Origin of the sequence: Nakamurella deserti, assembly GCF_003260015.1 — a bacterium.
GTDB classification, from domain to species: domain Bacteria; phylum Actinomycetota; class Actinomycetes; order Mycobacteriales; family Nakamurellaceae; genus Nakamurella; species Nakamurella deserti.
Map to the genome: position 1 here is coordinate 1,620,417 of NZ_QCXS01000002.1, position 20,611 is coordinate 1,641,027.

General features: G+C 73.0%; 20 protein-coding genes, 1 tRNA gene and 1 pseudogene. 13 read left to right on the plus strand and 9 right to left on the minus strand.

Going from position 1 to position 20,611, the window contains the following annotated elements; all coding sequences use genetic code 11:
- Positions 1-3: 3 nt before the first annotated feature.
- Positions 4-1,086 (minus strand): glycosyltransferase family 4 protein, encoded by a 1,083-nt coding sequence (locus DB033_RS07370; protein WP_111766112.1) that lies wholly within the window; start codon positions 1,084-1,086, stop codon positions 4-6.
- An 85-nt stretch (positions 1,087-1,171) separates the two neighbouring features.
- On the opposite strand from DB033_RS07370, the gene DB033_RS07375 reads away from it, so the two are divergent.
- Positions 1,172-2,236 carry an NAD-dependent epimerase/dehydratase family protein gene (locus DB033_RS07375; RefSeq protein ID WP_111766113.1) on the plus strand — a complete coding sequence of 355 codons (1,065 nt, stop codon included), beginning with the start codon at positions 1,172-1,174 and terminating at the stop codon, positions 2,234-2,236.
- 151 nt (positions 2,237-2,387) lie between these two features.
- A complete protein-coding gene (locus tag DB033_RS07380; protein WP_111766114.1) occupies positions 2,388-2,795 on the plus strand; it encodes a nitroreductase family deazaflavin-dependent oxidoreductase in 408 nt (135 codons plus the stop codon).
- A 14-nt stretch (positions 2,796-2,809) separates the two neighbouring features.
- Here the strand turns inward: DB033_RS07380 and DB033_RS07385 are convergent, their stop codons facing one another.
- Complete coding sequence (locus DB033_RS07385) at positions 2,810-3,208, minus strand: DNA polymerase ligase N-terminal domain-containing protein (RefSeq protein ID WP_205843704.1); 399 nt, start codon at positions 3,206-3,208, stop codon at positions 2,810-2,812.
- A gap of 234 nt (positions 3,209-3,442) precedes the next feature.
- Here DB033_RS07385 and DB033_RS07390 point away from each other — a divergent pair, with 234 nt between their 5' ends.
- Positions 3,443-4,300, plus strand: coding sequence for a hypothetical protein (locus DB033_RS07390; protein ID WP_157970560.1), 858 nt, complete (start codon positions 3,443-3,445; stop codon positions 4,298-4,300).
- Between the two features lie 80 nt (positions 4,301-4,380).
- Positions 4,381-4,551 (plus strand): hypothetical protein, encoded by a 171-nt coding sequence (locus tag DB033_RS20605; RefSeq protein ID WP_157970561.1) that lies wholly within the window; start codon positions 4,381-4,383, stop codon positions 4,549-4,551.
- A gap of 47 nt (positions 4,552-4,598) precedes the next feature.
- On the opposite strand, the gene DB033_RS07395 is transcribed toward DB033_RS20605, so the two are convergent.
- A complete protein-coding gene (locus DB033_RS07395) occupies positions 4,599-5,507 on the minus strand; it encodes a GAF domain-containing protein (protein WP_157970562.1) in 909 nt (302 codons plus the stop codon).
- A 578-nt stretch (positions 5,508-6,085) separates the two neighbouring features.
- Here DB033_RS07395 and DB033_RS07400 point away from each other — a divergent pair.
- From DB033_RS07400 to DB033_RS07410, 3 genes are all read left to right on the plus strand, one after another.
- Complete coding sequence (locus tag DB033_RS07400) at positions 6,086-6,319, plus strand: type II toxin-antitoxin system Phd/YefM family antitoxin (RefSeq protein WP_111766117.1); 234 nt, start codon at positions 6,086-6,088, stop codon at positions 6,317-6,319.
- Positions 6,320-6,397: 78 nt separating this feature from the next.
- A complete protein-coding gene (locus DB033_RS07405; RefSeq protein ID WP_111766118.1) occupies positions 6,398-7,429 on the plus strand; it encodes an aldo/keto reductase in 1,032 nt (343 codons plus the stop codon).
- A gap of 353 nt (positions 7,430-7,782) precedes the next feature.
- Complete coding sequence (locus tag DB033_RS07410; protein ID WP_111766119.1) at positions 7,783-8,115, plus strand: TfoX/Sxy family protein; 333 nt, start codon at positions 7,783-7,785, stop codon at positions 8,113-8,115.
- On the opposite strand, the gene DB033_RS07415 is transcribed toward DB033_RS07410, so the two are convergent.
- Positions 8,116-8,748 carry an alpha-ketoglutarate-dependent dioxygenase AlkB gene (locus DB033_RS07415; protein ID WP_111766120.1) on the minus strand — a complete coding sequence of 211 codons (633 nt, stop codon included), beginning with the start codon at positions 8,746-8,748 and terminating at the stop codon, positions 8,116-8,118. It lies immediately after the preceding gene.
- Positions 8,749-8,918: 170 nt separating this feature from the next.
- Between DB033_RS07415 and DB033_RS07420 the strand changes: the two genes are divergently transcribed.
- A complete protein-coding gene (locus tag DB033_RS07420) occupies positions 8,919-10,571 on the plus strand; it encodes an FAD-dependent monooxygenase (RefSeq protein WP_111766121.1) in 1,653 nt (550 codons plus the stop codon).
- Between the two features lie 254 nt (positions 10,572-10,825).
- Complete coding sequence (locus tag DB033_RS07425) at positions 10,826-11,338, plus strand: hypothetical protein (RefSeq protein WP_111766122.1); 513 nt, start codon at positions 10,826-10,828, stop codon at positions 11,336-11,338.
- Positions 11,339-11,632: 294 nt separating this feature from the next.
- On the opposite strand, the gene DB033_RS07430 is transcribed toward DB033_RS07425, so the two are convergent.
- The 3 genes from DB033_RS07430 to DB033_RS21405 form a co-directional block, all read right to left on the minus strand.
- Positions 11,633-11,705 (minus strand) — tRNA-Ala (locus tag DB033_RS07430).
- A 129-nt stretch (positions 11,706-11,834) separates the two neighbouring features.
- Entirely contained in the window at positions 11,835-12,752 is a 918-nt protein-coding gene (locus tag DB033_RS07435) for a DsbA family protein (protein ID WP_205843705.1), read from the minus strand.
- A gap of 58 nt (positions 12,753-12,810) precedes the next feature.
- The gene (locus DB033_RS21405) at positions 12,811-13,266 is read right to left on the minus strand and encodes a MauE/DoxX family redox-associated membrane protein (protein ID WP_240615780.1); all 456 of its coding nucleotides are present in this window, start codon (positions 13,264-13,266) and stop codon (positions 12,811-12,813) included.
- 417 nt (positions 13,267-13,683) lie between these two features.
- Between DB033_RS21405 and DB033_RS07445 the strand changes: the two genes are divergently transcribed.
- Positions 13,684-14,892, plus strand: coding sequence for an inorganic phosphate transporter (locus tag DB033_RS07445; RefSeq protein WP_111766124.1), 1,209 nt, complete (start codon positions 13,684-13,686; stop codon positions 14,890-14,892).
- Positions 14,889-15,119, plus strand: coding sequence for a hypothetical protein (locus DB033_RS07450; protein WP_111766125.1), 231 nt, complete (start codon positions 14,889-14,891; stop codon positions 15,117-15,119). The genes DB033_RS07445 and DB033_RS07450 overlap by 4 nt, the downstream gene beginning before the upstream one ends.
- Before the next feature lie 19 nt (positions 15,120-15,138).
- Here the strand turns inward: DB033_RS07450 and DB033_RS07455 are convergent, their stop codons facing one another.
- A complete protein-coding gene (locus DB033_RS07455; protein ID WP_240615781.1) occupies positions 15,139-17,316 on the minus strand; it encodes a copper-translocating P-type ATPase in 2,178 nt (725 codons plus the stop codon).
- Positions 17,317-17,737: 421 nt separating this feature from the next.
- Positions 17,738-18,691, minus strand: a complete 954-nt coding sequence (locus DB033_RS07460; protein ID WP_157970563.1) for an FKBP-type peptidyl-prolyl cis-trans isomerase — start codon at positions 18,689-18,691, stop codon at positions 17,738-17,740.
- Between the two features lie 183 nt (positions 18,692-18,874).
- On the opposite strand from DB033_RS07460, the gene DB033_RS07465 reads away from it, so the two are divergent.
- Both DB033_RS07465 and DB033_RS07470 read left to right on the plus strand, forming a co-directional pair.
- On the plus strand, positions 18,875-20,158 hold the full coding sequence (locus tag DB033_RS07465) for a magnesium transporter MgtE N-terminal domain-containing protein (RefSeq protein ID WP_111766128.1): 1,284 nt from the start codon (positions 18,875-18,877) through the stop codon (positions 20,156-20,158).
- Positions 20,151-20,606 (plus strand): annotated as a pseudogene (locus DB033_RS07470) (DUF1003 domain-containing protein); the annotation flags it as partial. The gene DB033_RS07465 and the pseudogene DB033_RS07470, both read left to right, overlap by 8 nt.
- Positions 20,607-20,611: the final 5 nt, after the last annotated feature.

The following is a 20,611-nucleotide window of genomic DNA, read 5'->3' on the forward strand; positions in this document are numbered from 1 at the left end:
GGCTCACGCCGTGTGCAGGCGCCACAACGCGGTCGCCGCGTCGGTCCACCGGTAGCCGGCGGCACGCAGCCGCCCCCGGGTGGCCAGGTCCGCGGCCGTCGGCCGGTCATCCAGCACGGTCCGCAGCCGGTCCGCCAGCGCGTCGGCGTCGTCCCGGGGGAACGACAGCGTGGCGTCGCCGCCCACCTCCACGAGCGCCGGTGCGTCGGAGTGCACCACCGGGATCCCCGCGGCCATCCCCTCCAGCACCGGCAGCCCGAACCCTTCGGCCCGGGACGGCACGGCCAGCACCGCGGCGCGGTCCAGCACGACCCCGAGGTCGGCGTCGGGCAGCCGGCCGAGCAGGTGCAGCCGGCGGCGGTCCAGCCCGGCCGCGTCGGCCCAGCGCCGCAGGTCCACCTCCCCCCAGCCGGCCTGACCCACCACCACCAGGTCGGCGTCGACGCCGGCCATCGCGGCGACCAGCACGTCCAGACCCTTGCGCGGCTCCACCGTGGCCAGACTCAGCACGTACCGCGCCGGCACGCCCAGCGCCGCGGCGCGCGCGTCCGGGTCGTCGGCGCCGGGCAGCGCGGTGACCCCGTGTCCCACCACCACGATCCGGTCCGCGGCCCGGGGGAACAGCGCGGCCAGCTCGTCGGCGACCGTCCGGGTCGGGACGACGATCCGGTCCGCGGTCCGGGCCGCGCGGTCGATCATCGTCCGGTGCCAGGCCACGCCGCGCGGCGTGAGCGTCTCCGGATGCGTCCAGGGCACCGTGTCGTGGACGGTGACCACGGTCCGGCCGCGTCGGGGGGCCGGGGCCAGCGGGGTGGTGGCGTGCACCCGGTCACCCGCCGGCCAGGGCGGCAGGCCGTGCCTCCACAGCTGGGCCAGTGCCCGGGGCCCGGCCGGCTGCCGGTGGGGCCCGTCCACCCCGGGCACGACGGCACGTCCGGTGTCCCGGTGCCAGGCGGTCGTGGACCGGACCGTCCACCCGGCCGGCGACGTCTGCGCCAGCGCCTGCAGGATCTGGCGTGCGTACCGCCCGGTACCGCCCGGCACCGGCGCCAGGATCTGCTCGGCGATGACGGTCAGGGTCGGCATCGACCGAGCCTACGGTCGCCCCGCCGCAGCTGAGACGCGCGCCACCACCGCATCACGGCTCGGGGGATCGGGTAGCAGCGCAGTCATGAAGCTGGTCATCATCGGAGCGTCGGGCAACATCGGAACGGCACTGCTGCGGCGGTGCGCGCAGGACGCGGAGCTCACGGTGGTCGGCGTCAGCCGCCGTCGGCCACCCGCCGAACCGCCGTACGACGTGAGCGCCTGGGTGCCGCTGGACGTCGCCGGACCCTCCGCGGCCGGCGAGCTGGCCGAGGCGTTCGCCGATGCGGACGCCGTGGTCAACCTGGCGTGGGGGTTCCAGCCGTCACGCGACGAGGCGTACCTGGAGGCCGTCGGGGTCGGCGGTCTGCGGTCGGTGCTGTCCGCCGCCGTGGCGGCGGGCGTCCCCCACGTGGTGCACATGTCGTCGGTCGGCGCCTACGGGCCCGGGTCCTACGGCGTGCCGGTGGACGAGTCGTTCCCGACCACCGGCATCCCGACCTCGCCGTACAGCCGTCACAAGTCCGCCGCCGAGCACGTGCTCGACGTCTTCGAGCGTGAGCACCCCGACCTGCTGATCAGTCGCGCCCGGCCGGGCCTGGTCATGAGCCCCGATGCCGGCTCAAGCCTGCTGCGGTACGGGCTCCCGCCGTTCGTCCCGGGCCGGCTCGTCGGCCTGCTGCCGGTGCTGCCCCTCGACGGCGACTTCCGGGTGCCTGTGGTGCACGCTGACGACGTGGCCGCCGCCCTGCTGGAGATGGTGCGGCGCCGGGCGGGTGGCGCGTTCAACCTCGCCGCCCCCACCCCGCTGGACCGTGCGTTGATCGCCCGGGCGATGCACGCCCGGCCGCTCCCGATGCCCCGCTCGTTGCTGCGGGGGCTGGTGACCGCGGGGTGGCGGCTGCACCTCGAGCGGCTCGACCCGGGTTGGATCGACCTGGCGTTCTCGGTGCCGCTGATGCGGACCGACCGGGCCCGGGAGGTCCTGGACTGGACGCCGCGCATCGACACCGCCGTCGGTATCGCGCAGGTCGTCGACGCCATGACGCAGGGCGCGGGCACCGCGAGCCCGGTCCTGCGGCGGCGGTCCGTGCGGTCGGAGCTGGGCGACCTGCGCCGGGGGGCGGCCAGCCGGCGACGGCTGACCTGAACGGCGTCACCGCCGGGATCCGGCACCGCCGGGGTATCGCCGGAACCGGAGCTCCGCGGCGGCGGGTGGGCGCCGCGTGGGCCCGGGTGGTGACACCGTGCGGTGGGCGGTGCACCATCGACGCCATCCGACACCTGCGGGAGGACCGACGATGGCCGACTACAACACCCAGATCATCGAGGAGTTCCGGGCCAACGAGGGCCGGGTGGGCGGCAACTTCGCGGGTGCTCCGCTGCTGCTGCTGCACACCACCGGCGCCCGGTCCGGGGAGGAGCGCGTGCATCCGATGATGTACCGGGCCGTGGACGGGGGCTGGGCGGTGTTCGCGTCGAAGGCGGGCGCCGACACGCACCCCGCCTGGTACCACAACCTGCTGGCCCATCCGGCGGCCGGCATCGAGGTCGGGACCGAGTACCGGACGGTGACGGCGCGGGTGGCCGAGGGCGCGGAGCGCGAGGCGATCTGGACGGCCCAGAAGGCGGACTACCCGGGCTTCGCCGGCTACGAGGCGAAGACGTCGCGGGTCATCCCGGTCGTGGTCCTGGAACCGACCGGCTGACGTCGCGGCGCCGGTCAGTCCGGCGGACCGTCCTCGGGTTGCGCCCGGGTCCGGCGCAGCAGCCACTGGGTCCCACCGGTGTGCACGAGCACGTACCGCACGTCGAACTCCCGTCCGTGCAGGGTGAAGACCATCCGCCGGTCGTTGCGGTCGTGCTCCTCCCACCACCCGGTGTCGGCGATGGACTTGTCGGCGTCGGTGTAGCGCAGGTGGTCCAGGTCGTGGTCGTCCACGGCCACCGCCAGCCGGCTCTCGTCGGGCCCGGGCAGTCCCCGCGGTACCGCCCACGAACGCAGCACACCGCCCTCCTCGAGCCGGAGGTCGAAGTGCGGTCGCGGCGTCCGGTGGTCGTGCAGCACGAACGCCGCCCGGTCGGGTCGACCGGGACCGTGGGATTCCTCCGGATCGGTCACGACCCCGCCTTCCTGCGTCGGCCCGCTGCACCCTGACGGCGCACCTCGCGGGCCCGATGTGACACGTGTGACCACTGTGGCAGAAGAGGATCGCCCTGCGTAGTCGGCGGGGCTACTCTGGTGACGGCATCGGGCCGGTCGTCGTCCGGGGCGGGTGCGTCGAGTGGACGCACGTCGGTGCGGGTGGTCCTGTTCGCGTCGTCCAACCGACGACCCGGTGCACGCGGAGTGGTGATGAGCGAATCGGACCGGCGTCCGCCCCAGGGCGAGGCGGTGTGGGTCCCGCAGCCACCCCCTGAACAGGACGACCCCGACTGGCTGCTCGCGTGGTCGCGGAGCACCCGGCAGGAGGCGCCGGAGCCGCCCCGCTCGGACCGCAGCCTGTGGAGGCCCCGGCCGCCACGGTTCGGTCCCCTGCTGGACCGCGTCGAGGCGCGGCGGCTGGCGCCGATCCTGGACGGATCCTCGGTGCGCATGGTCGACACCCCGGACGGTCCGCGCCGCGCCTTGGTCCACCGGCACTGGATCGGTCTCGTCCTGCGCCTCGTCGCCGGCTTCGTGGCCGTGGTCGTCGCGGTGCTCGTGTCGCCCGCCTACCTGGCGCTGGTGCTGCTCGCCGCGGCGCACGCCGGTGTGGTGTCGATGCGGCGCGGGGTCAAGCGTGAGACCGGCGCGATCATCGGCGGCGCTGAGCTCGCCGCCGGCCTGCTGATCGGCATCTTCGCCGGCGAGGGCCTGCTGCACGCCGCGCTGATCCTGGCCACGATCGGCATGATGGCCCTGACGGTGGCCGCCTGGCAGGTGGACATGGAGCTGATCACCGAAGGTGGCCGCCTCGTGCGGACACGCGGTCTGTGGCTGATGAAACGCACCGTGACCGCACCGCTGACGTCGATCCGGATCGCCAACACGAAGGGCCCGTTCGTGGGTCTGGGGTACGTGACTGTTGACACACCGTCCGACAACGACGACATGCTGCACAATTTCGGCTTGATCGGTCAGCCGAACGAGTGGGCCGCGCTGCTCCTGCGCGAAGCCACCCGACCGAAGGTCACGTCGTCCCCGGCGGCGCAGGCCGCGCAGGCGGACTGAACCGTCACCACCGACCGGCTCGACCGAGCCGGCCCGGACCCGCCCGTAGGCATCCCGTTGTATCGAAAGGTCGTTTGGACATGGTGAAGACCGGTATCCGCACCGTCGTGTGGCTGGCCGTCGTGCTGCTGCTGCTGACCGCGCTGCTGGGGGTGACCCCGACGCAGGCCGGCGAATTCATCCGCGACCAGTGGAACAACGTGCTGGAGTTCCTGCGCACGGTCTTCGCCGGCGGACTCACCAACTCCTGACCCGGCGGCCGGCACCCGGCGCACCGCCGGGGACGGCCGGGGGTGGGTCAGGCGGCCAGTCCGTGCGAGTCGGCCACTTCCTGGCCGGCCTCCCGGAGCATCGCGGCGTAGGCCGTGAGTCCGACGGCCTGGCTCAGCTGGTCGGCGATCTGCCGGCACTCGTCGGTGAAGCCGCGGGGCGACCGGATCGTGTGCGCCACGACCAGCTGACCGCCCACGGGACCGGGTAACGGCACCACCAGCAGCGACCGGGTGCCCTGCTCCCAGGAGAAGTGGTCGGGCAACGGCACCGACCGGGTGTCCTGGATGCAGAGCGGCCCCTCGCCCATCGCGCGCAGGGCGCCGAGCGCACCGGCGAGGGCGTCGTGGTCGCAGACGTCGACCGATCCCCAGGTGCTGGTGGCGCCGTAGCGGCCGGTGCCGTCCTGGACGACCGCCACCTCGCAGCGGAGCGCGCCGGCGGCCACGTCGGCAGCCAGCGACAGGATGCTCCAGACGTCGGGACGGCGGCTGGTCGTGATGGCCTGCACGGCCGGATGGACGTCGTTGTGCCGCACGGGCGTCCCCGCCCCGGGGACGTCGAACGTCCAGCGGGCCAGGTCGGCGAGCTGCCGCAGCTGGGCGTCGTCGGCGTGGCCGGCGAGCTGACCCCGGCGGTTCCCGACGACGACGAGCGTGTCGGCGTCGAGACGCACCAGGACCGCTCCCCACGCCCAGTACGGTCCCAGGATCCGGGTCGATTCACGGTGACGGAACCAGCGCTGTTCGCCCGGTCCGTCGGGAATGGCGGCGAACCCGACCGGATCGGAGTCCTCGACACCGAAGGGGCCGATCCACACCTCGCCGCGACCCACCCCGCCCAGGTTGACCCACTGGCCGGCCTCGGTGTGCCGGAGGACGAAAACGTCGAGCGCGCCGAGTCCGGTGGCGCGCCCCGCCACTTCTGGAGCGGTCATGACTTCCCCCACGTGCTGACGGTCGGTGCTCGGTCCGCCGGTGCTGCACCGGCGGAGTCTCTTCTGTTCGGGACACGGGACCTGGGTCCCGCCGGGCCGCGCTGCCCACGTGATGCTTCAAGTTACCGGTCGGAACGTCGCTCTTCGGCGAGAGGACGTTACGCGCGTCCGCCGGGCACCCGCGTCCCATCATCCGTTCGCCGACCCGCGCGTCGCAGGACAATGCGCCGGGTGCACGCTTTCGCCACGGACCGTCACCCGGTCACCGTCGGTAGGTCACGTCACGTGGCCGAGGTCGGTCGCGGCGCGGTGGCGACGGGTCGCTCACCATGGTTCGACCGCATTCTCGTCACGGAGAGTGGCGGGGACGGGCGGACGGGCACGGTGCGTCATCGCCGGCGGCCGTCGACCAGCATGTACCCCACAGCCCACCTCCGGCAACGTGACGTCGTCGGTGCGACCGGAGGCCGCAGGGTCCACGCTCCGGCGGTGGCCACCGCGCCGGGGTGCCATGGCCGGTCGGCGACACGGCGACGGGATGACCGGAGTCACGAGGTCGGGTCGCTAGCGTGAGCGGCATGCGAACCGTCGGTGCCTACGAGGCGAACACCACTCTCTCCCGGCTTCTCGAGGCCGTCGAGGCCGGCGAGACGATCAGCATCACCCGGCACGGCCGGGAGGTCGCCAAGCTGGTGCCGGCCCGTGAGCAGCCGCTGCACAGCGAGGTGGTGACCGCCCTGCGGGCGGCGCGGACCGGTGTGCGACGTTCGGGGACGTCGCTGCGCCGGCTCATCGAGGCCGGCCGCCGCTGACGCGTCCCGGGTTCAGCTGACAGCGCAGCGCCGACGCCCGACGGGACCGCCACCCGCGATGGGGGCACTACGGACGGTATGGAATACAGAAACCTCGGTAACAGCGGCTGCGCCGTCTCCAATCTCGCCCTGGGCACCATGACCTTCGGCGACGAGTCCGACGAGAAGGTCTCGTTCGCCCAGCTGGACCGCTTCATCGAAGCGGGCGGCACCCTCGTCGACACCGCCGATGTCTACTCCACCGGCATCTCCGAGGAGATCATCGGACGCTGGCTCAAGGACCGCCCGGCCGACGTCACCGACCGTGTCGTCCTGGCCACCAAGGGCCGTTTCCCCATGGACGACACCCCGAACGGCGTCGGGCTGTCGAACCGGCACCTCACCAAGGCGCTGCACGCCTCGCTGAAGCGGCTCGGCGTCGAATCGGTCGACCTCTACCAGGCGCACGCCTGGGACGCGCTCACCCCCATCGACGAGACGCTGCGCACGATGGACGGCTTCGTCCGCGCCGGCCTGATCCACTACTACGGGTTCTCCAACTTCACCGGCTGGCAGCTGACGAAGGCCGTGCACCGCGCCCAGGCTCTCGGGCTGGCCGCGCCGGTCACCCTGCAGCCGCAGTACAACCTGCTGGTCCGCGAGATCGAGTGGGAGGTCGTGCCCGCGTCGCTGGACGCCGGTCTCGGCCTGCTGCCGTGGTCGCCGCTCGGCGGCGGCTGGCTGTCCGGCAAGTACCGGCGCGACCAGCGGCCGACCGGTGCCACCCGGCTCGGTGAGGACCCCGACCGCGGCGTCGAGGCCTACGACCGTCGCAACGTCGACCGGACGTGGAACGTCATCGAGGCGGTGCAGAAGATCGCCGAGGGCCGTGGCGCGTCGATGGCGCAGGTGGCGCTGGCCTGGGTCACCGATCAGCCGGGCGTCACGTCGACCATCCTCGGGGCCCGCACCCTCGAGCAGCTCGACGACAACCTGGGTGCGGCCGATCTGCACCTGGACGCCGAGGAGATGTCGGCGCTGGACGACGCGAGCCGGACGGTCGTCGGGGACTACCCGTACGGCTTGCTGGGCGTGCAGCAGCGCGAGCGGAAGATCACCGGCGGCCGCTGAGCGGTCGGATGTCGACGGCCCCCGGCTCCGGCCGGGGCCGTCGCCGCGTCCGAAGCCCGTTGGGTCCGTCCGGGTCGGTCGATCGGCCGGTCGCCACGGCCGTAGGCTGCGGTCATCGCACCGGAGCCGGGAACTCCCTCGCGTCCACGCATTCCCACCACGCTCCGGAGGTCCTCATGGCCAGCAAGAACAAGGGCGGACGCGAAGTCCGCAAGCCCAAAGCCGACAAGAAGCTGAAGGCGATCCCGTCCTCGACGGTCGTGCCGGCCCCCAAGAAGGCCTGAGCCGCGTCGGACGCCCCGACGTCGCGCCGGGAACTGCCGGCGCGACGGCGGGGTCGCATACTCAGGGCCATGGCCTACGACCGTGACCTCGCCGACCGCATCCGTGCCGTGCTGGACGACCAGCCCGACCTGACGGAGAAGGCGATGTTCGGCGGGCTCGGCTTCATGGTCAACGGCAACATGGGGGTGGCGGCCGCGGGTCACGGCGGGTTGATGGTCCGGGTGGGCCCGGCCGAGGCCGACGGTCTGATCGCCGACGGCAGCGCGGCACGGATGGTCATGCAGGGTCGCGAGCTCGCCGGCTGGGTGCTCGTCCCAGCCGGGAACCTCGTGACCGAATCCGAGCTGGAGCGCTGGGTGCGCACCGGCACCGGTTACGCGTCGACGCTGCCGCCGAAGTGATCAGCGGACCCCGCGGGGCCGGAACTGCACGCTGATCCGGGGACCGGTCGGCTTCGCCGTCTTGGGCACCGCGTGGTCCCAGGTGCGCTGACAACTGCCGCCCATCACCACGAGGTCGCCGTGCCCCAGGAGATACCGCCGGGACGGGCCACCGCTGTGCGGCCGGAGCAGCAGGGCCCTCGGCGCCCCCAGCGACAGGATCGCCACCATCGTGTCCTCGGTGCTGCTGCGTCCGATCCGGTCCCCGTGCCAGGCCACACTGTCGCGTCCGTCGCGGTAGAAGCACAGTCCTGCCGTCGCGAACCGCTCCCCCAGCTCGGCCCGGTAGTGCGCGTCCAGCCGCGCCCGCGCCTCCTCGAGCGACGGATCCGGCAGGGGCCGCCCCTCGTCGTAGAAGCACAGCAGCCGTGGAACGGCCACGGTCCGGTCGTACATCACCCGGTGCTCGGCGTGCCACGGCACCACGTCCCGCAACCGCTCGAAGAGCACGTCGGCACCGGACAACCAACCGGGCCGGACGTCCAACCAGGCCCCGTCGGTCAGTTCGGTGCGCCGGACCTCGGCGCCGAGCGGGCCGACGGTCACCTCGTCGCATCCCGCGTCGAACAGGGACGCCTGGAAAGCCGCACTCATACCTGCATCGTAGCCGCTCTCATACACGTGTTCGAAGACGAGGCGGGCACTGGTCGGCACTGGTCGGCAATCGGTCGGCAGCGGTTGTCAAGGGACTGGTCCCCCTTGATGCGACTCCCGTCGCCCACCTACCGTGCACTCCAACTCCGACTGCGACGAAACGGCCTCGAATGACGACGACTGGTGCGCTGGACACGTCCGTGCTGATCGCGGGCGCCGGACCGGTGGGTCTGATGACCGCCGTGGAACTCCGCCGCCGCGGGATCGACGTCATCGTCCTCGAGCCGCGCCTGACCGTGGCCCCGTGGGCCAAGGCCGTCGGGGTGCAACCGCGGACCCTGGAACTGTGGGACGGGGTCGGCGTGGCCCGTGACGCGCTGGACGCCGGGATGACCATGCACGGCCAGCTGGCTTTCCAGGACGGCGAACCGTCGGGCCGCATCGACCTGACGTTGCCCGACGACGTGCCCTACCGGTTCATCGCGCTGCCCCAGTACGAGACCGAACGGATCCTCGGCGCCCGGCTCCGCGAGTCGGGCACCGACGTCCGCCGGGGCTGGGAACTCGTCGACGTCGCCCAGGACGACTCCGGGGTCACGGCCACCGTCCGCAGTCCGGCCGGCGAGACCTCCCTGCGGGCGGCGTATCTCGTCGGGTGCGACGGTGCCCACAGCCGGGTGCGCAAGAGCCTGGGACTGTCGTTCGACGGAGCGGCGTTCGCCGAGGAGTACATGCTCGCCGACGTCGAGGTGGACTGGGACCTGCCCACCGGGTACGGCGTCCGGTCCTTGCGCCGGACGGACGGATCGGTGGACGACATCCTCGTGGGCATCCCGCTCCCGGGACACAAGCGGTACCGGATGTCGATGCTGGTGCCCGACGAACTGCGGACGGCGCCGGCCGACGGCGGGCTCGCCCACGGTCTCGAGGGCGGCCGGGCGCCGGAGCTGCACCACATCCAGGCGGTGCTGGACCGGCTGTCGCCCCGCCCCACCACCGCGTCGGCGATGCGCTGGTCGTCGGTGTTCCGCATCAGTCACCGCATCGTCGACCGGTACTCCGTCGGCCGGGTCTTCGTCGCCGGCGATGCCGCCCACATCCACCCGCCGACCGGCGCGCAGGGGATGAACACCGGCATCCAGGACGCCTGCAACCTCGGGTGGAAGCTGGCGGCGGCGGTCCGGGGCCGGGCGGCCGCGGGTCTGCTGGACAGCTACCACGACGAGCGGCACCCCATCGGCGAGGAGGTCGTCGGGCGGACGGTGCGGGCCGCGCGGACCGGCATCGGGACCGGCGAGACGCTGTCGTTCGAGCAGATCGTGATGCGCGAGGCGCAGTTGCTGCTGGGTTACCCCGAGAGTGCCCTGTCCGCCGCGGATGTCGACGCCGGATGGTTCACCGGTGGTCCGGCACCCGGGCTCCGCGCGCCGGATGCGGGCGGACTGCGGCAGGACCCGGTGGGCGCGGCTTTCCGGTGGCACGAACTGATGCGCCATCCCGGGCACACGCTCCTGCTGTGGGTCCCCGACGCCGACGGTCACCGTGCCGCGCTCGACGCCGCGACGGAGATCGCGAGGGCCACCGCCGGCGACGTCCGGTCCCGGGTGGTCGTGGCACGAGGCGTCGAGATCGACGACGTCTCCGGGATCACCTTCCGGGACGCGAGCGGAACCCTCGCCGCCGCCTACGGTTTCGCGCAGCCGGGCCGACTCGGCGCCTACCTCGTCAGACCGGACGGTTACGTCGGTTACCGCACGGCGTCGCTGGACGTCGGGCATTTGCTGACCCATCTGCAGCACACCTTCGTCGTGGCACAGCGATGACGGCGGGGCGACGAGGCACCGGCACGCGGTGGCGGCGACTCCGGGCCGCGGTCACCCTCGGCACGATCACCCTCGGCACGGTCGCGGCCGTCCAGGGGTGCGCCGGGCCGGCCCCAGCCCACGTTGCGGGACCCGTTGCCGCCTCGTCGGTCTCGAGTGACCGAGCGGCGGAAGCGGACTCCGTGGTACCCGTCACGGCCACGGGCCCGGGCCCGGCAGCCACGGCGGGGCCCCTCACCCCGGGGACACCGGCCATGGGGCCGGACGGTCCGGAGTGGCCGAACGACGTCGCCCGGGTCGCCGACGCCCTGCGGGCGGCCTTCCCGGACGAGTTCGGCACGGCGCGCGTGGATGTGGACGCCGGCACGGGCACCGTGAGGTTCAAGGGCGAGATCCCGGCCGGCGCCGCCGCGATCGCCGCCGGCGTCCCCCAGGTGCGACTGGCCGGCGGCGCGGGGTTCAGCGAGGGCGACCTGGCGGGGGCGACGACCACCTATCTCGCGGCGGTGCACGCCGCTTTCGACCCGGCCAGGGTCGTCGTCGCCGAAGCGGACCAGGAGACCGGCCGGATCCTCGTCCGCGTCGGCTCCGCGCTCGACCCGGGGGTGGTGTCGGCGCCGCTGACCGCCGGGGAGGTGGCGGCGGTGCGAGCCGCCGCGCTGGCGGTCGACCCGCTGCCGCCGGGGCTGAGTCTGGAGTTGGAGTTCGCCGCGGACGCGGAGCTCGACTTGGTGCCGCCGTGGGGGCCCGAGCCGTCGGGCCGGTAGGGAGTCCACCTGATCCGTGCCGTGCGCCACCGACCGTCACCGCCACCGCACGGACGGCGGCGGGTGCCGGTCGGCCGCGTCACCCGGACCGGCGGCACCGGTGGCCGGAGGTTGACGGGCGCGCCGCGGCACCGGCGATCGGTCGGCCCCGGCGGCGTCGCGTCGTGACGTGGCGCTGATCACCACCGGTTCTGCCGGCGAGGACACCGGCCCGGCAACGACGAAGGCCGTGGATCCCGATGGGATCCACGGCCTTCGTCGTACTGTTCCCGGTGCTCCGGAGAGCCGCCCGAGTGGAGCTGAGGGGACTCGAACCCCTGACCCCCACACTGCCAGTGTGGTGCGCTACCAGCTGCGCCACAGCCCCATGCTGCCTGACAACTTTATCAAGACCCCGCCCGCGAAACCTAATCGGCGGCCGGCGGGCCGCCCGGGGGTCGTCGGCAGACACCGCCGGCGCCCGGGGTGCCCGATGACCACCCCGGCGCCGCGGGTGTCAGCCGGTGATGGTCGACAGCCAGTTGGTGTCGTCGACGTTCACCACGGCCCCGTCGTGGGCGATGACCGGCGACCGGACCCCACCGACGAGCTGGGTCAGGGTGGCACTGCTGGCGTTGAAGGCGGACGTGACGGTCGGCAGCATCTGACCGCTGTCGATGCAGGAGGTGGCGGCGGTGATCGGCGCCGCGTCGGCGGCCAGACCCGCGCCGGTCCCGGCGTCGGTGACGTGCTGCGCGAGCTGCGCGTCGGTCATGTCCTCGACGGAGTTCTCCTCGGGCTGCACGTCCTCCTCGTACAGCGTGGTGTGCAGCGAGGCCCAGGCGCCAGGGGTGGAACCCAGGTTGGTCGCGGCGCACATCAGTGCCGCGGTGGCCCGCGTCGAGTAGTTCCCGGACCCGGACGCCCGGTCCAGGAAGTTGAGCAGGTGGTAGTTGACCGCGACCTTGCCCTCGTCCACGGCCTGGGCGATCTGCTGGCCGTACTGGCGCTCGAACTGCGCGCAGTAGGGGCAGAGCGGGTCCTCGTAGACGTCGAAGGAGGCGGCGGGGTTGCCCGCGCTGACGGTGATGGTGCCGGCGGCGTCCATGGTGACGGTGCTCTTCGCGGCGGTGCCGTAACCGTCGTTCTCGGTCTTGTTGCTGTTCATGTTGATCACGATGCCGACCACGATCACCACCGCCATCACGGCGATGGCCGCTCCCCAGATGATGAGCTGGCTGCGGTTGGTGCCCGAGGTGCGGCCCGCGGCGGCCTGACGGCTGCGGGTGCTGCCCTGGGGACCGTTGCCGACCGGTGTCCGCTGGGCGGCCGACGGCACCCGGTTCGCTGAGGCACCGGAGGCACCGCCGGGTCGCGCCGCCTTACCGGTCGGGCCCGATCCGGACGGTCGCTTCTTCTTGCCCTGCTGCGCCACTACCGATCTCCGCTCTCGTCCCGTGTCCGTGCGTGCGGGGCCTGATCCCCTGGGTCCACTATGCCTGCCGGACCTGCGCGTTCCCGATCGCGGCGTCGACCGACAGGGGTGACGACGGACGCCACGCGAGGTAGCCGGCCATCACCAGGAAGACGGCGTCACGGACGATCTCCTCGGTGTAGCGGGTCTCCCCGGGCGCGACCGCACCACCGCCTCCGAAGCATCCGCAGTCGATGGCCAGCCCCCGCGCCGCCGCCGAGGCGACCCCGGCGATGAACGCAGCCATCAGCACCGCCGAGACCACCGCGGTCACCCGGGTGGCGAGCCCCACGACCAGCAGCAATGCCAGCCCGATCTCGAACCAGGGCAGCACCGCGGCGACCGGCCCGACGAGCGCTCCGGGCAGCAGCGAGTAGGCGCGGACGGCGACCTCGGTGCCGAGGGGGTCACCGGCCTTGGCGATCCCGGACCAGCCGAACACGACGGCCAGACCGAGCCGGACGGCGAGTGACACCCAGCGCCACCACGGGCGAGGGTGGCCGCCGGCGCCGTCCTCGGCCCCGGCACCGCCGTCGTGAACATCACGTCCCGGCCCGCTCTCCGGCCGGGTCGGGGGGTTCGGCGCCGGTCGCTGCGTCGGTGATGGTTCCACCTGGTCACGGTAGCCCGGCGAAGCTCCACGGGCCGGTCGGTGCGGCGGTTCCCCGGTCGCGTTCCCGCTCGCGGGTCGGAATCGACCGTGTACACGACTGCCGCACGGATGCCGTTCGTGCGCACGGGGATTCGATCCGACCGGATGTCGTCGCGTTCTCCACTTGGACACGGGCCGCGCGCCCGGCATAGTGACCGCCATGGTCAACGGTCAGCCGAAATCCCGGCGACATTTCGGTGAACCCGCGATGAACGGTTCGTCCGGGACGCCGGTGCCCGGGTGAGCACCACGCTCTTCGTCGTGATCGTCGTGGTCGTGACGGCGTTGATGTTCGATTTCACCAACGGCTTCCACGACAGCGCGAACGCGATGGCCACGTCGGTGGCGACCGGCGCGCTGAAGCCCAGGACGGCGGTCCTGCTCGCGGCGGTGCTCAACGTCGTCGGGGCGTTCCTGTCCACCGAGGTCGCCAAGACGATCTCGGGCGGACTGGTCAACGAGTCGTTCGTGACCCCGGCGATGGTGTTCGGGGGACTCGTCGGCGCCATCCTGTGGAATCTGCTCACGTGGTTGTACGGCCTGCCGTCCAGTTCCTCACATGCCCTGTTCGGTGGCCTGATCGGCGCCGTGCTGGTGGGAGCGGGCACCGCCGGCGTGAACTTCTCCGTGGTGATCTCCAAGATCCTGCTGCCGGCGATCGTGGCGCCGCTCGTCGCCGGCGTCGCCGCGGGCCTGGCCACCGCACTCGCGTACCGGATCACCGGCAACCAGAACAAGCGCACCCGACGCGGCTTCAAGAGCGGCCAGGCCGTCACCGGCTCCCTCGTCGCGTTGGCCCACGGCACCTCCGACGGTCAGAAGACGATGGGCGTCATCACGCTCGTGCTCATCACCGCCAACTACCAGGACGCGGGCACCGACCCCCAGTGGTGGGTCATCCTGACCGCCGGCCTGGCCATCGGCCTGGGCACCTACTCGGGCGGCTGGCGCATCATGCGGACCCTGGGCAAGGGTCTCGCCGACATCGAGCCCGCCCAGGGCTTCGCGGCCAACGCCTCGTCCACCGCCACCATCCTCGCCTCCTCGCACCTGGGCTTCGGGCTCTCCACCACCCACGTCTGCTCCGGGTCCGTGTTGGGCTCGGGCGTGGGCCGCGCGGGCGGCACCGTCCGTTGGGGCACCGCGGGCCGGATGGGCCTGGCCTGGCTGCTCACGCTGCCGGCCGCCGCGGTGGTCGGCGGCCTCGCCGCCTGGATCGCCATCACCGGGCCGGTGGGGGTGGCGATCGTCCTCACCCTGCTCGTCGCCGGATCGGCCGTCATCTGGGTCATCTCCCGCAAGACCGCGGTCGACCGGCACAACGTCAACGAGATGCCCGAGGTCGAGGTGCTCGGCGAGTACCGGACGAAGAAGGAGCGCAAGCGGGCGCTCAAGGAGCGGCAACGCCAGCGCCAGCCCTCCCTCACCGAGCACGGGGGTCCGTCGTGAAGATCGACTGGTCGGCCCTGGGTCTGGTCAGCGTCGTGTCGCTGGTGGCCACCGTGCTCGTGGTCGGGGTCGCCGCCTGCGGCATCCGCGCGCTGGACGTCGCCGTCGAGCACGAGAAGCTCGGACGACCCGCGGCCGGGCTCCGCGCCGCCGGCCGGCTCTGCATCGGCGTCGCCGGCCTGGCGGTGCTGTTCGGCATCTACCTGATCGTGCCCGCACTGCACTGAGCCGTCCGGGTCCGGGGGCTCAGTCCCGCGGCCGCAGCGACAGCCGCCGCAACAGCTGGGCGTTGGCCGCCACCACGACCGTCGAGACGCTCATCAGGACGGCGCCGACCGCGGGTGGCAGCACCACTCCCGCGGGTGCGAGGACGCCCGCGGCCAGCGGCACCATGACCACGTTGTAGCCGGTCGCCCAGGCCAGGTTCTGTCGCATGGTGCGGTAGCTCGCGCGGGACAGCGCGATCACCCCGAGCACCGACCGCGGATCGTCGGACGCCAGCACCACCCCGGCCGACTCGACGGCGACGTCCGTCCCGGCGCCGATCGCGATACCGACGTCGGCGCGGGCGAGCGCCGGCGCGTCGTTCACCCCGTCACCGACCATCGCCACCCGACGCCCCCGGGCCTGCAGCGCCGCCACCGCCCCGTCCTTGTCGGCCGGCAGCACCTCGGCGACGACCTCGTCCACGCCGACGGACCGGCCCACCGCGTCGGCCACCGGCTGGGCGTCCCCGCTGATCAGCACCGTGCGGACCCCCCGCGCGCGCAGTTCACGGACCGCCGCCACCGACTCGGGACGCACCTCGTCGGCCAGGGCCAGCACCCCGGCGGGAACACCGTCGCGCAGCACCGTCAGGACGGTGCTGCCGTCGGCCGCCCACCGGTTCGCCGCGGTGGCGAGGGTGTCCGGCAGCGTCACGCCCAGGTCGCGCAGCATGCCCGGTCCTCCCACGGAGATCCGGCGGCCGCCGACGTCGGCCGACACCCCCCGGGCGGTCGTCGCCCGGAAGTCCGACGCCGCCGGGAGCGGCGCCGGGGCCGCGGCGACCACCGCCCGGGCCAGCGGGTGTTCGCTGTCGGCCTCCGCCGCGGCGGCCTCCCGCAGCAGCGCGTCGGTGTCGCCGTCGGTCGCGACGGCGCCGGTGACGGCCGGTGTCCCGCGGGTGAGCGTGCCGGTCTTGTCGAACAGGACCGTGTCCACAGTCCGCATCCGTTCCAGTGCCAGCCGGTCCTTGACCAGGATGCCGGCGCGGGCCGACACCGTGGTCGAGATCGCCACCACCAGCGGGATCGCCAGCCCCAGCGCGTGTGGGCAGGCGATGACGAGCACGGTGACCGTCCGCTCCACCGCCTCCTGCGGATCTCCCAGCATCAGCCACACGACGAAGGTCAGCAGGCCGGCCACCGCCGCGAACCAGAACAGGGCACCCGCGGCCCGGTCGGCCAGGGCCTGCGCCCGCGACCGCGACGACTGCGCCTGCTCGACGAGGCGGCGGATGCCGGCCAGCGCGGTCCGCTCACCCACCGCGTCGACGACGAGGCGTAACGACGCGTCGGTGGCGACCGTGCCGGCCACCACACGCCCGCCGACGGCTCGGTGCACGGGCCGGGACTCCCCGGTGATCATCGACTCGTCGACGTCCGCGGCACCGTCGACGACGACGCCGTCCGCGGGCACCCGACCGCCGGGGCGCACCAGCACCAGGTCGCCGGGAGCCAGCGCCGCCAGCCCGACCACCTCGACCGTCCCGTCCGGGCGGAGGCGTTCCGCCTGGTCCGGGAGCAGCGCGGCGAGGGCGTCCAGCGCCCCCGAGGCCTGCCCCAGCGCGCGCATCTCCAGCCAGTGGCCCAACAGCATGATCACCACGAGAAGGGCGAGCTCCCACCAGAAGTCGAGCTCCACGCCCCCCACACCCAGGGTGGTGGCCAGGCTCGCACCGAAGGCCACGGTGAGGGCCGTCGCGACCAGCAGCATCATGCCGGGCCTGCGTACCCGGATCTCGTCCACCGCTCCGGCGAGGAACGGCCGCCCCCCGTACAGGTACACCGCGGTACCCAGGACCGGCGCGACCCATCCGGTGCCGGGCGGGAGGTGGTACCCGAGCAGGTCGGCCACCATGTGGCTGAACCCCACCACCGGCACCGCGAGCGCCAGGCTCCACCAGAAGCGGTCCCGGAACTGCGCCGCGTGGTCGGTGTGGTTCCCGTGGCCGGCGTGGTGCCCGCGGTCTCCGCGGCCGGCACGGTCTGCGTGCGCTCGGTGGCCGACGCCGTCGGTGAGGTTCCCGTGGCCGGCGTGATCGGTGTGACCGGCGGACTCCTGCCCGGCGATCCCGGCGTACGCCGCCGAATCCCCGTCGAGCCGCGTCCGGGGCGATCCCCCGGCCTGGTCGGTGTGGTCGGTGTGGGTCTGTGAGTGCACCGTTCCTCCTCCGTCGGGCCGCCCGCCGGCGACCATCCACAGATATACCCCCTGGGGGTATCAACGCAAGGCCGTCGGAGGATGTTCCACCGACCGGTGGACCTGCCCCGCACCGACGACCGGAAGCCGCCGGACCCACCGACGACGAAGCGCCCGCCGGGCGGTGCACCAGCCCGCACCGCCGACCGGAAGCCGCCGGACCCGCCGACGACGAAGCGCCCGCCGGGCGGTGCACCGACCCGCACCGACGACCGGAAGCCGGCGGACCCACCGACGACGAAGCGCCCGCCGGGCGGTGCACCAGCCCGCACCGACGACCGGAAGCCGGCGGACCCGCCGACGACGGAGGGCCCGGTCGGGCGGTGTTCCCACCGCCCGACCGGGCCCTCCGAGACGTGCGCCTACCGGCGCATCCTGGTACCTACTGGAACAGCAGATCGAGCACGATCACCGACGCGGGCGAACCGGACGCGGCGTCCGCCGGGATCTGCAGCATGACGCGGCTGCCGACCGGGATGCCGATCAGCCCGGCGAGCTGCGGGGTCTCCGCGGCGACCGGGATCGACTGCGGTCCCTCGTTCTCCCAGCTGGCCGCCTGCTGCGCACCCTGCCAGTCCCACACGCCGTACTGGGCGTACACGTCGCCCGCGACGACCGGGGCGCCGGTGCCCTGGGCGATGACCGTGGTCTTAACCTCGGTCGGCTCGGCCAGACCAGCCGGGATGGTCAGCGTCGGGGCGGCACCGAGGTCGCCGCCGACCTGGGGGCCGGCGGGGTCCTGCGGCTGCGGCGCGGCGTCGGCCTGGCCGAAGACGGTCTTGCCCAGGGAGTTGACGATGTCGATGACGAACACCAGGGTGTCGGTGCCGGTGATGTCGGGGGCGCGGCCGGTGGTGCCGTACCCGTCCGACGGCGACAGGGTCAGCAGCACGCGGGAACCGACCTTCATGCCGACGAGGCCGACGTCCCAGCCCTTGACGACCTGGCCGACGCCGATCGGGAAGACGCTGGGCTTGCCGCGGTCGTAGGAGTTGTCGAACGGCGTGGTGCCGCCCCACACCTCACCGAGGTAGTTCGCGACCAGCTGGTCACCGGTCTGCACCTCGGGCCCGGTGCCCTCGACGAGCACCTGGCGCTGCAGCCCGGGCGGCGGCGTCTCGCTCGGGAAGGTGAACGTCGGCTTCTCGCCGAAAGCGCCCGTGGCGGTGGGCATCTCGGCCGCGGTCGCGGTGCCGACGGCGGTGGCGGCCGGAGTGGCCGGGCCGGCGACGTCGGCTGTCGGGCTGGTGTTGACCGCCGCGACGGGTTCGGCGGTGCCGCCGCACGCGGCGAGCAGGACCAACGGGACAGCGACGAACAGGGACCGGATGCGCATGAATTCCTCAGGACGGACGACGATCGACGGTTGCCACCGTACCGGCCGTGGCTGTGTCACGGCAGCCACCGGATCGGTCACCCACGGCAACCACATCCGTCGCACAGGGAGCCGTCGATGAACATCGGGTGTCCCGGAGTCGCCGTGGTACACGCACCCCACCGGCCCTCCTAGGCTGTTCAGGTGGTCGCCAACAGCAAGGTCTTCGCCGCCCAGCTCGACGGGCTGCCCGTGTACGGTCCGGGCGGCGAGTCGATCGGCAAGGTGCGCGACCTCGTCGCCGCCGTCCGGGTGGACAAACAGGCGCCCCGCGTACTGGGGATCGTCGTCGAGCTGCCCAACCGGCGGCCCATCTTCGTCCCCATGCTGCGGGTCAACAGCATCGAGGCGCACGCGGTGTCGCTGGCCCGCGGTTCGGTGTCGCTGCGCCGCTTCGAGCAGCGCCCGACCGAGGTGCTGCTGCTGGCCCAGTTGATCGGCACCAAGGTCACCGTGGCGACCACCCAGGCGGGTGTGGTCATCGTCGACGCCGGCCTGGAGCAGTCGCGCACGCGGGACTGGCTGGTCAACCGGGTGGCGGTGCGCGCGCGCACCCCGTTCCTCGGCCGCCGCGGCAACGTCACGGTCGTCGGCTGGAACGACGTCCGTGGCGTGGACTTCCACTCCCTGACCGGTACCGCGCAGGGCACCCACCAGTTGCTGACCAGCCTGGAGACCATGCGCGCCGCCGATGCCGCCGGTGTGTTCCGCGACCTGGACGACGAACGCCGCCACGAGATCGCCGACGCGCTCAACGACGAGAAGCTCGCCGACGTCATCGAGGAGCTGTCCGAGGACGACCAGATGGACGTGCTGACCCACCTCGACGAGGCCCGGGCCGCCGACATCCTGGAGGCGATGGACCCCGACGACGCCGCCGACCTGCTCAGCGAGCTGCCCAAGGGCGTCTCGGAGCGGCTGCTGGAGCTGATGGAGCCCGAGGAGTCCGCGCCGGTCAAGCGGCTCATGCAGTACTCCTACGACACCGCCGGCGGTCTGATGACCCCGGAGCCGGTGATCGTCAGCCCGGACGCCACCATCGCCGAGGCACTGGCCCGGGTCCGCGCCCCCAACCTGACGCCGGCGCTGGCCTCGATGGTGTTCGTCTGCCGGCCGCCCCAGGCCACCCCGACCGGACGCTACCTGGGCTGCGTGCACACCCAGCGGCTGCTGCGGGAGTCGCCGTTCGACCTGGTGGCGGGAGCGTTGGACACCGACATGGCCAGGCTCGCCCCGCAGGCCCGGATTCCCGAGGTGACGCGGTTCTTCGCCGCCTACAACCTGGTCTGCGCGCCGGTCGTGGACGACGAGAACCACCTGCTGGGAGCGGTCTCGGTCGACGACCTGCTCGACCATCTGCTGCCCGACAACTGGCGCGACGACGACACCGCGCTGGACGCCGACGTGATCGGGGCGCACGGTGGCTGAGCCGACCCGGCGGCGCCTGGACCAGCCGCGCACCGTCACCAAGTGGCGTCCGCAGATCGACCCGGACTCCTTCGGCCGCACCTCCGAACGCCTGGCCCGGTTCCTGGGTACCGGCAAGTTCCTGTTCTGGCAGTCGATGATCGTCATCGCCTGGATCACCCTCAACATCACCGGGTGGATCGGGCAGTGGGACGCCTATCCGTTCATCCTGCTCAACCTGGCGTTCTCGACCCAGGCGGCGTACGCGGCACCCCTGATCCTGCTCGCGCAGAACCGCCAGGACGACCGCGACCGGATCTCGCTCGAGGAGGACCGCAGCCGCGCTCTGCAGACGCGGGCCGGCACCGAGTACCTGGCCCGCGAGATCGCCGCCCTGCGCGTCGCCATCAACGAGGTGGCCACCCGTGACTACCTGCGCGGTGAGCTCGAGAAGCTACGGACCGATCTGGAGGA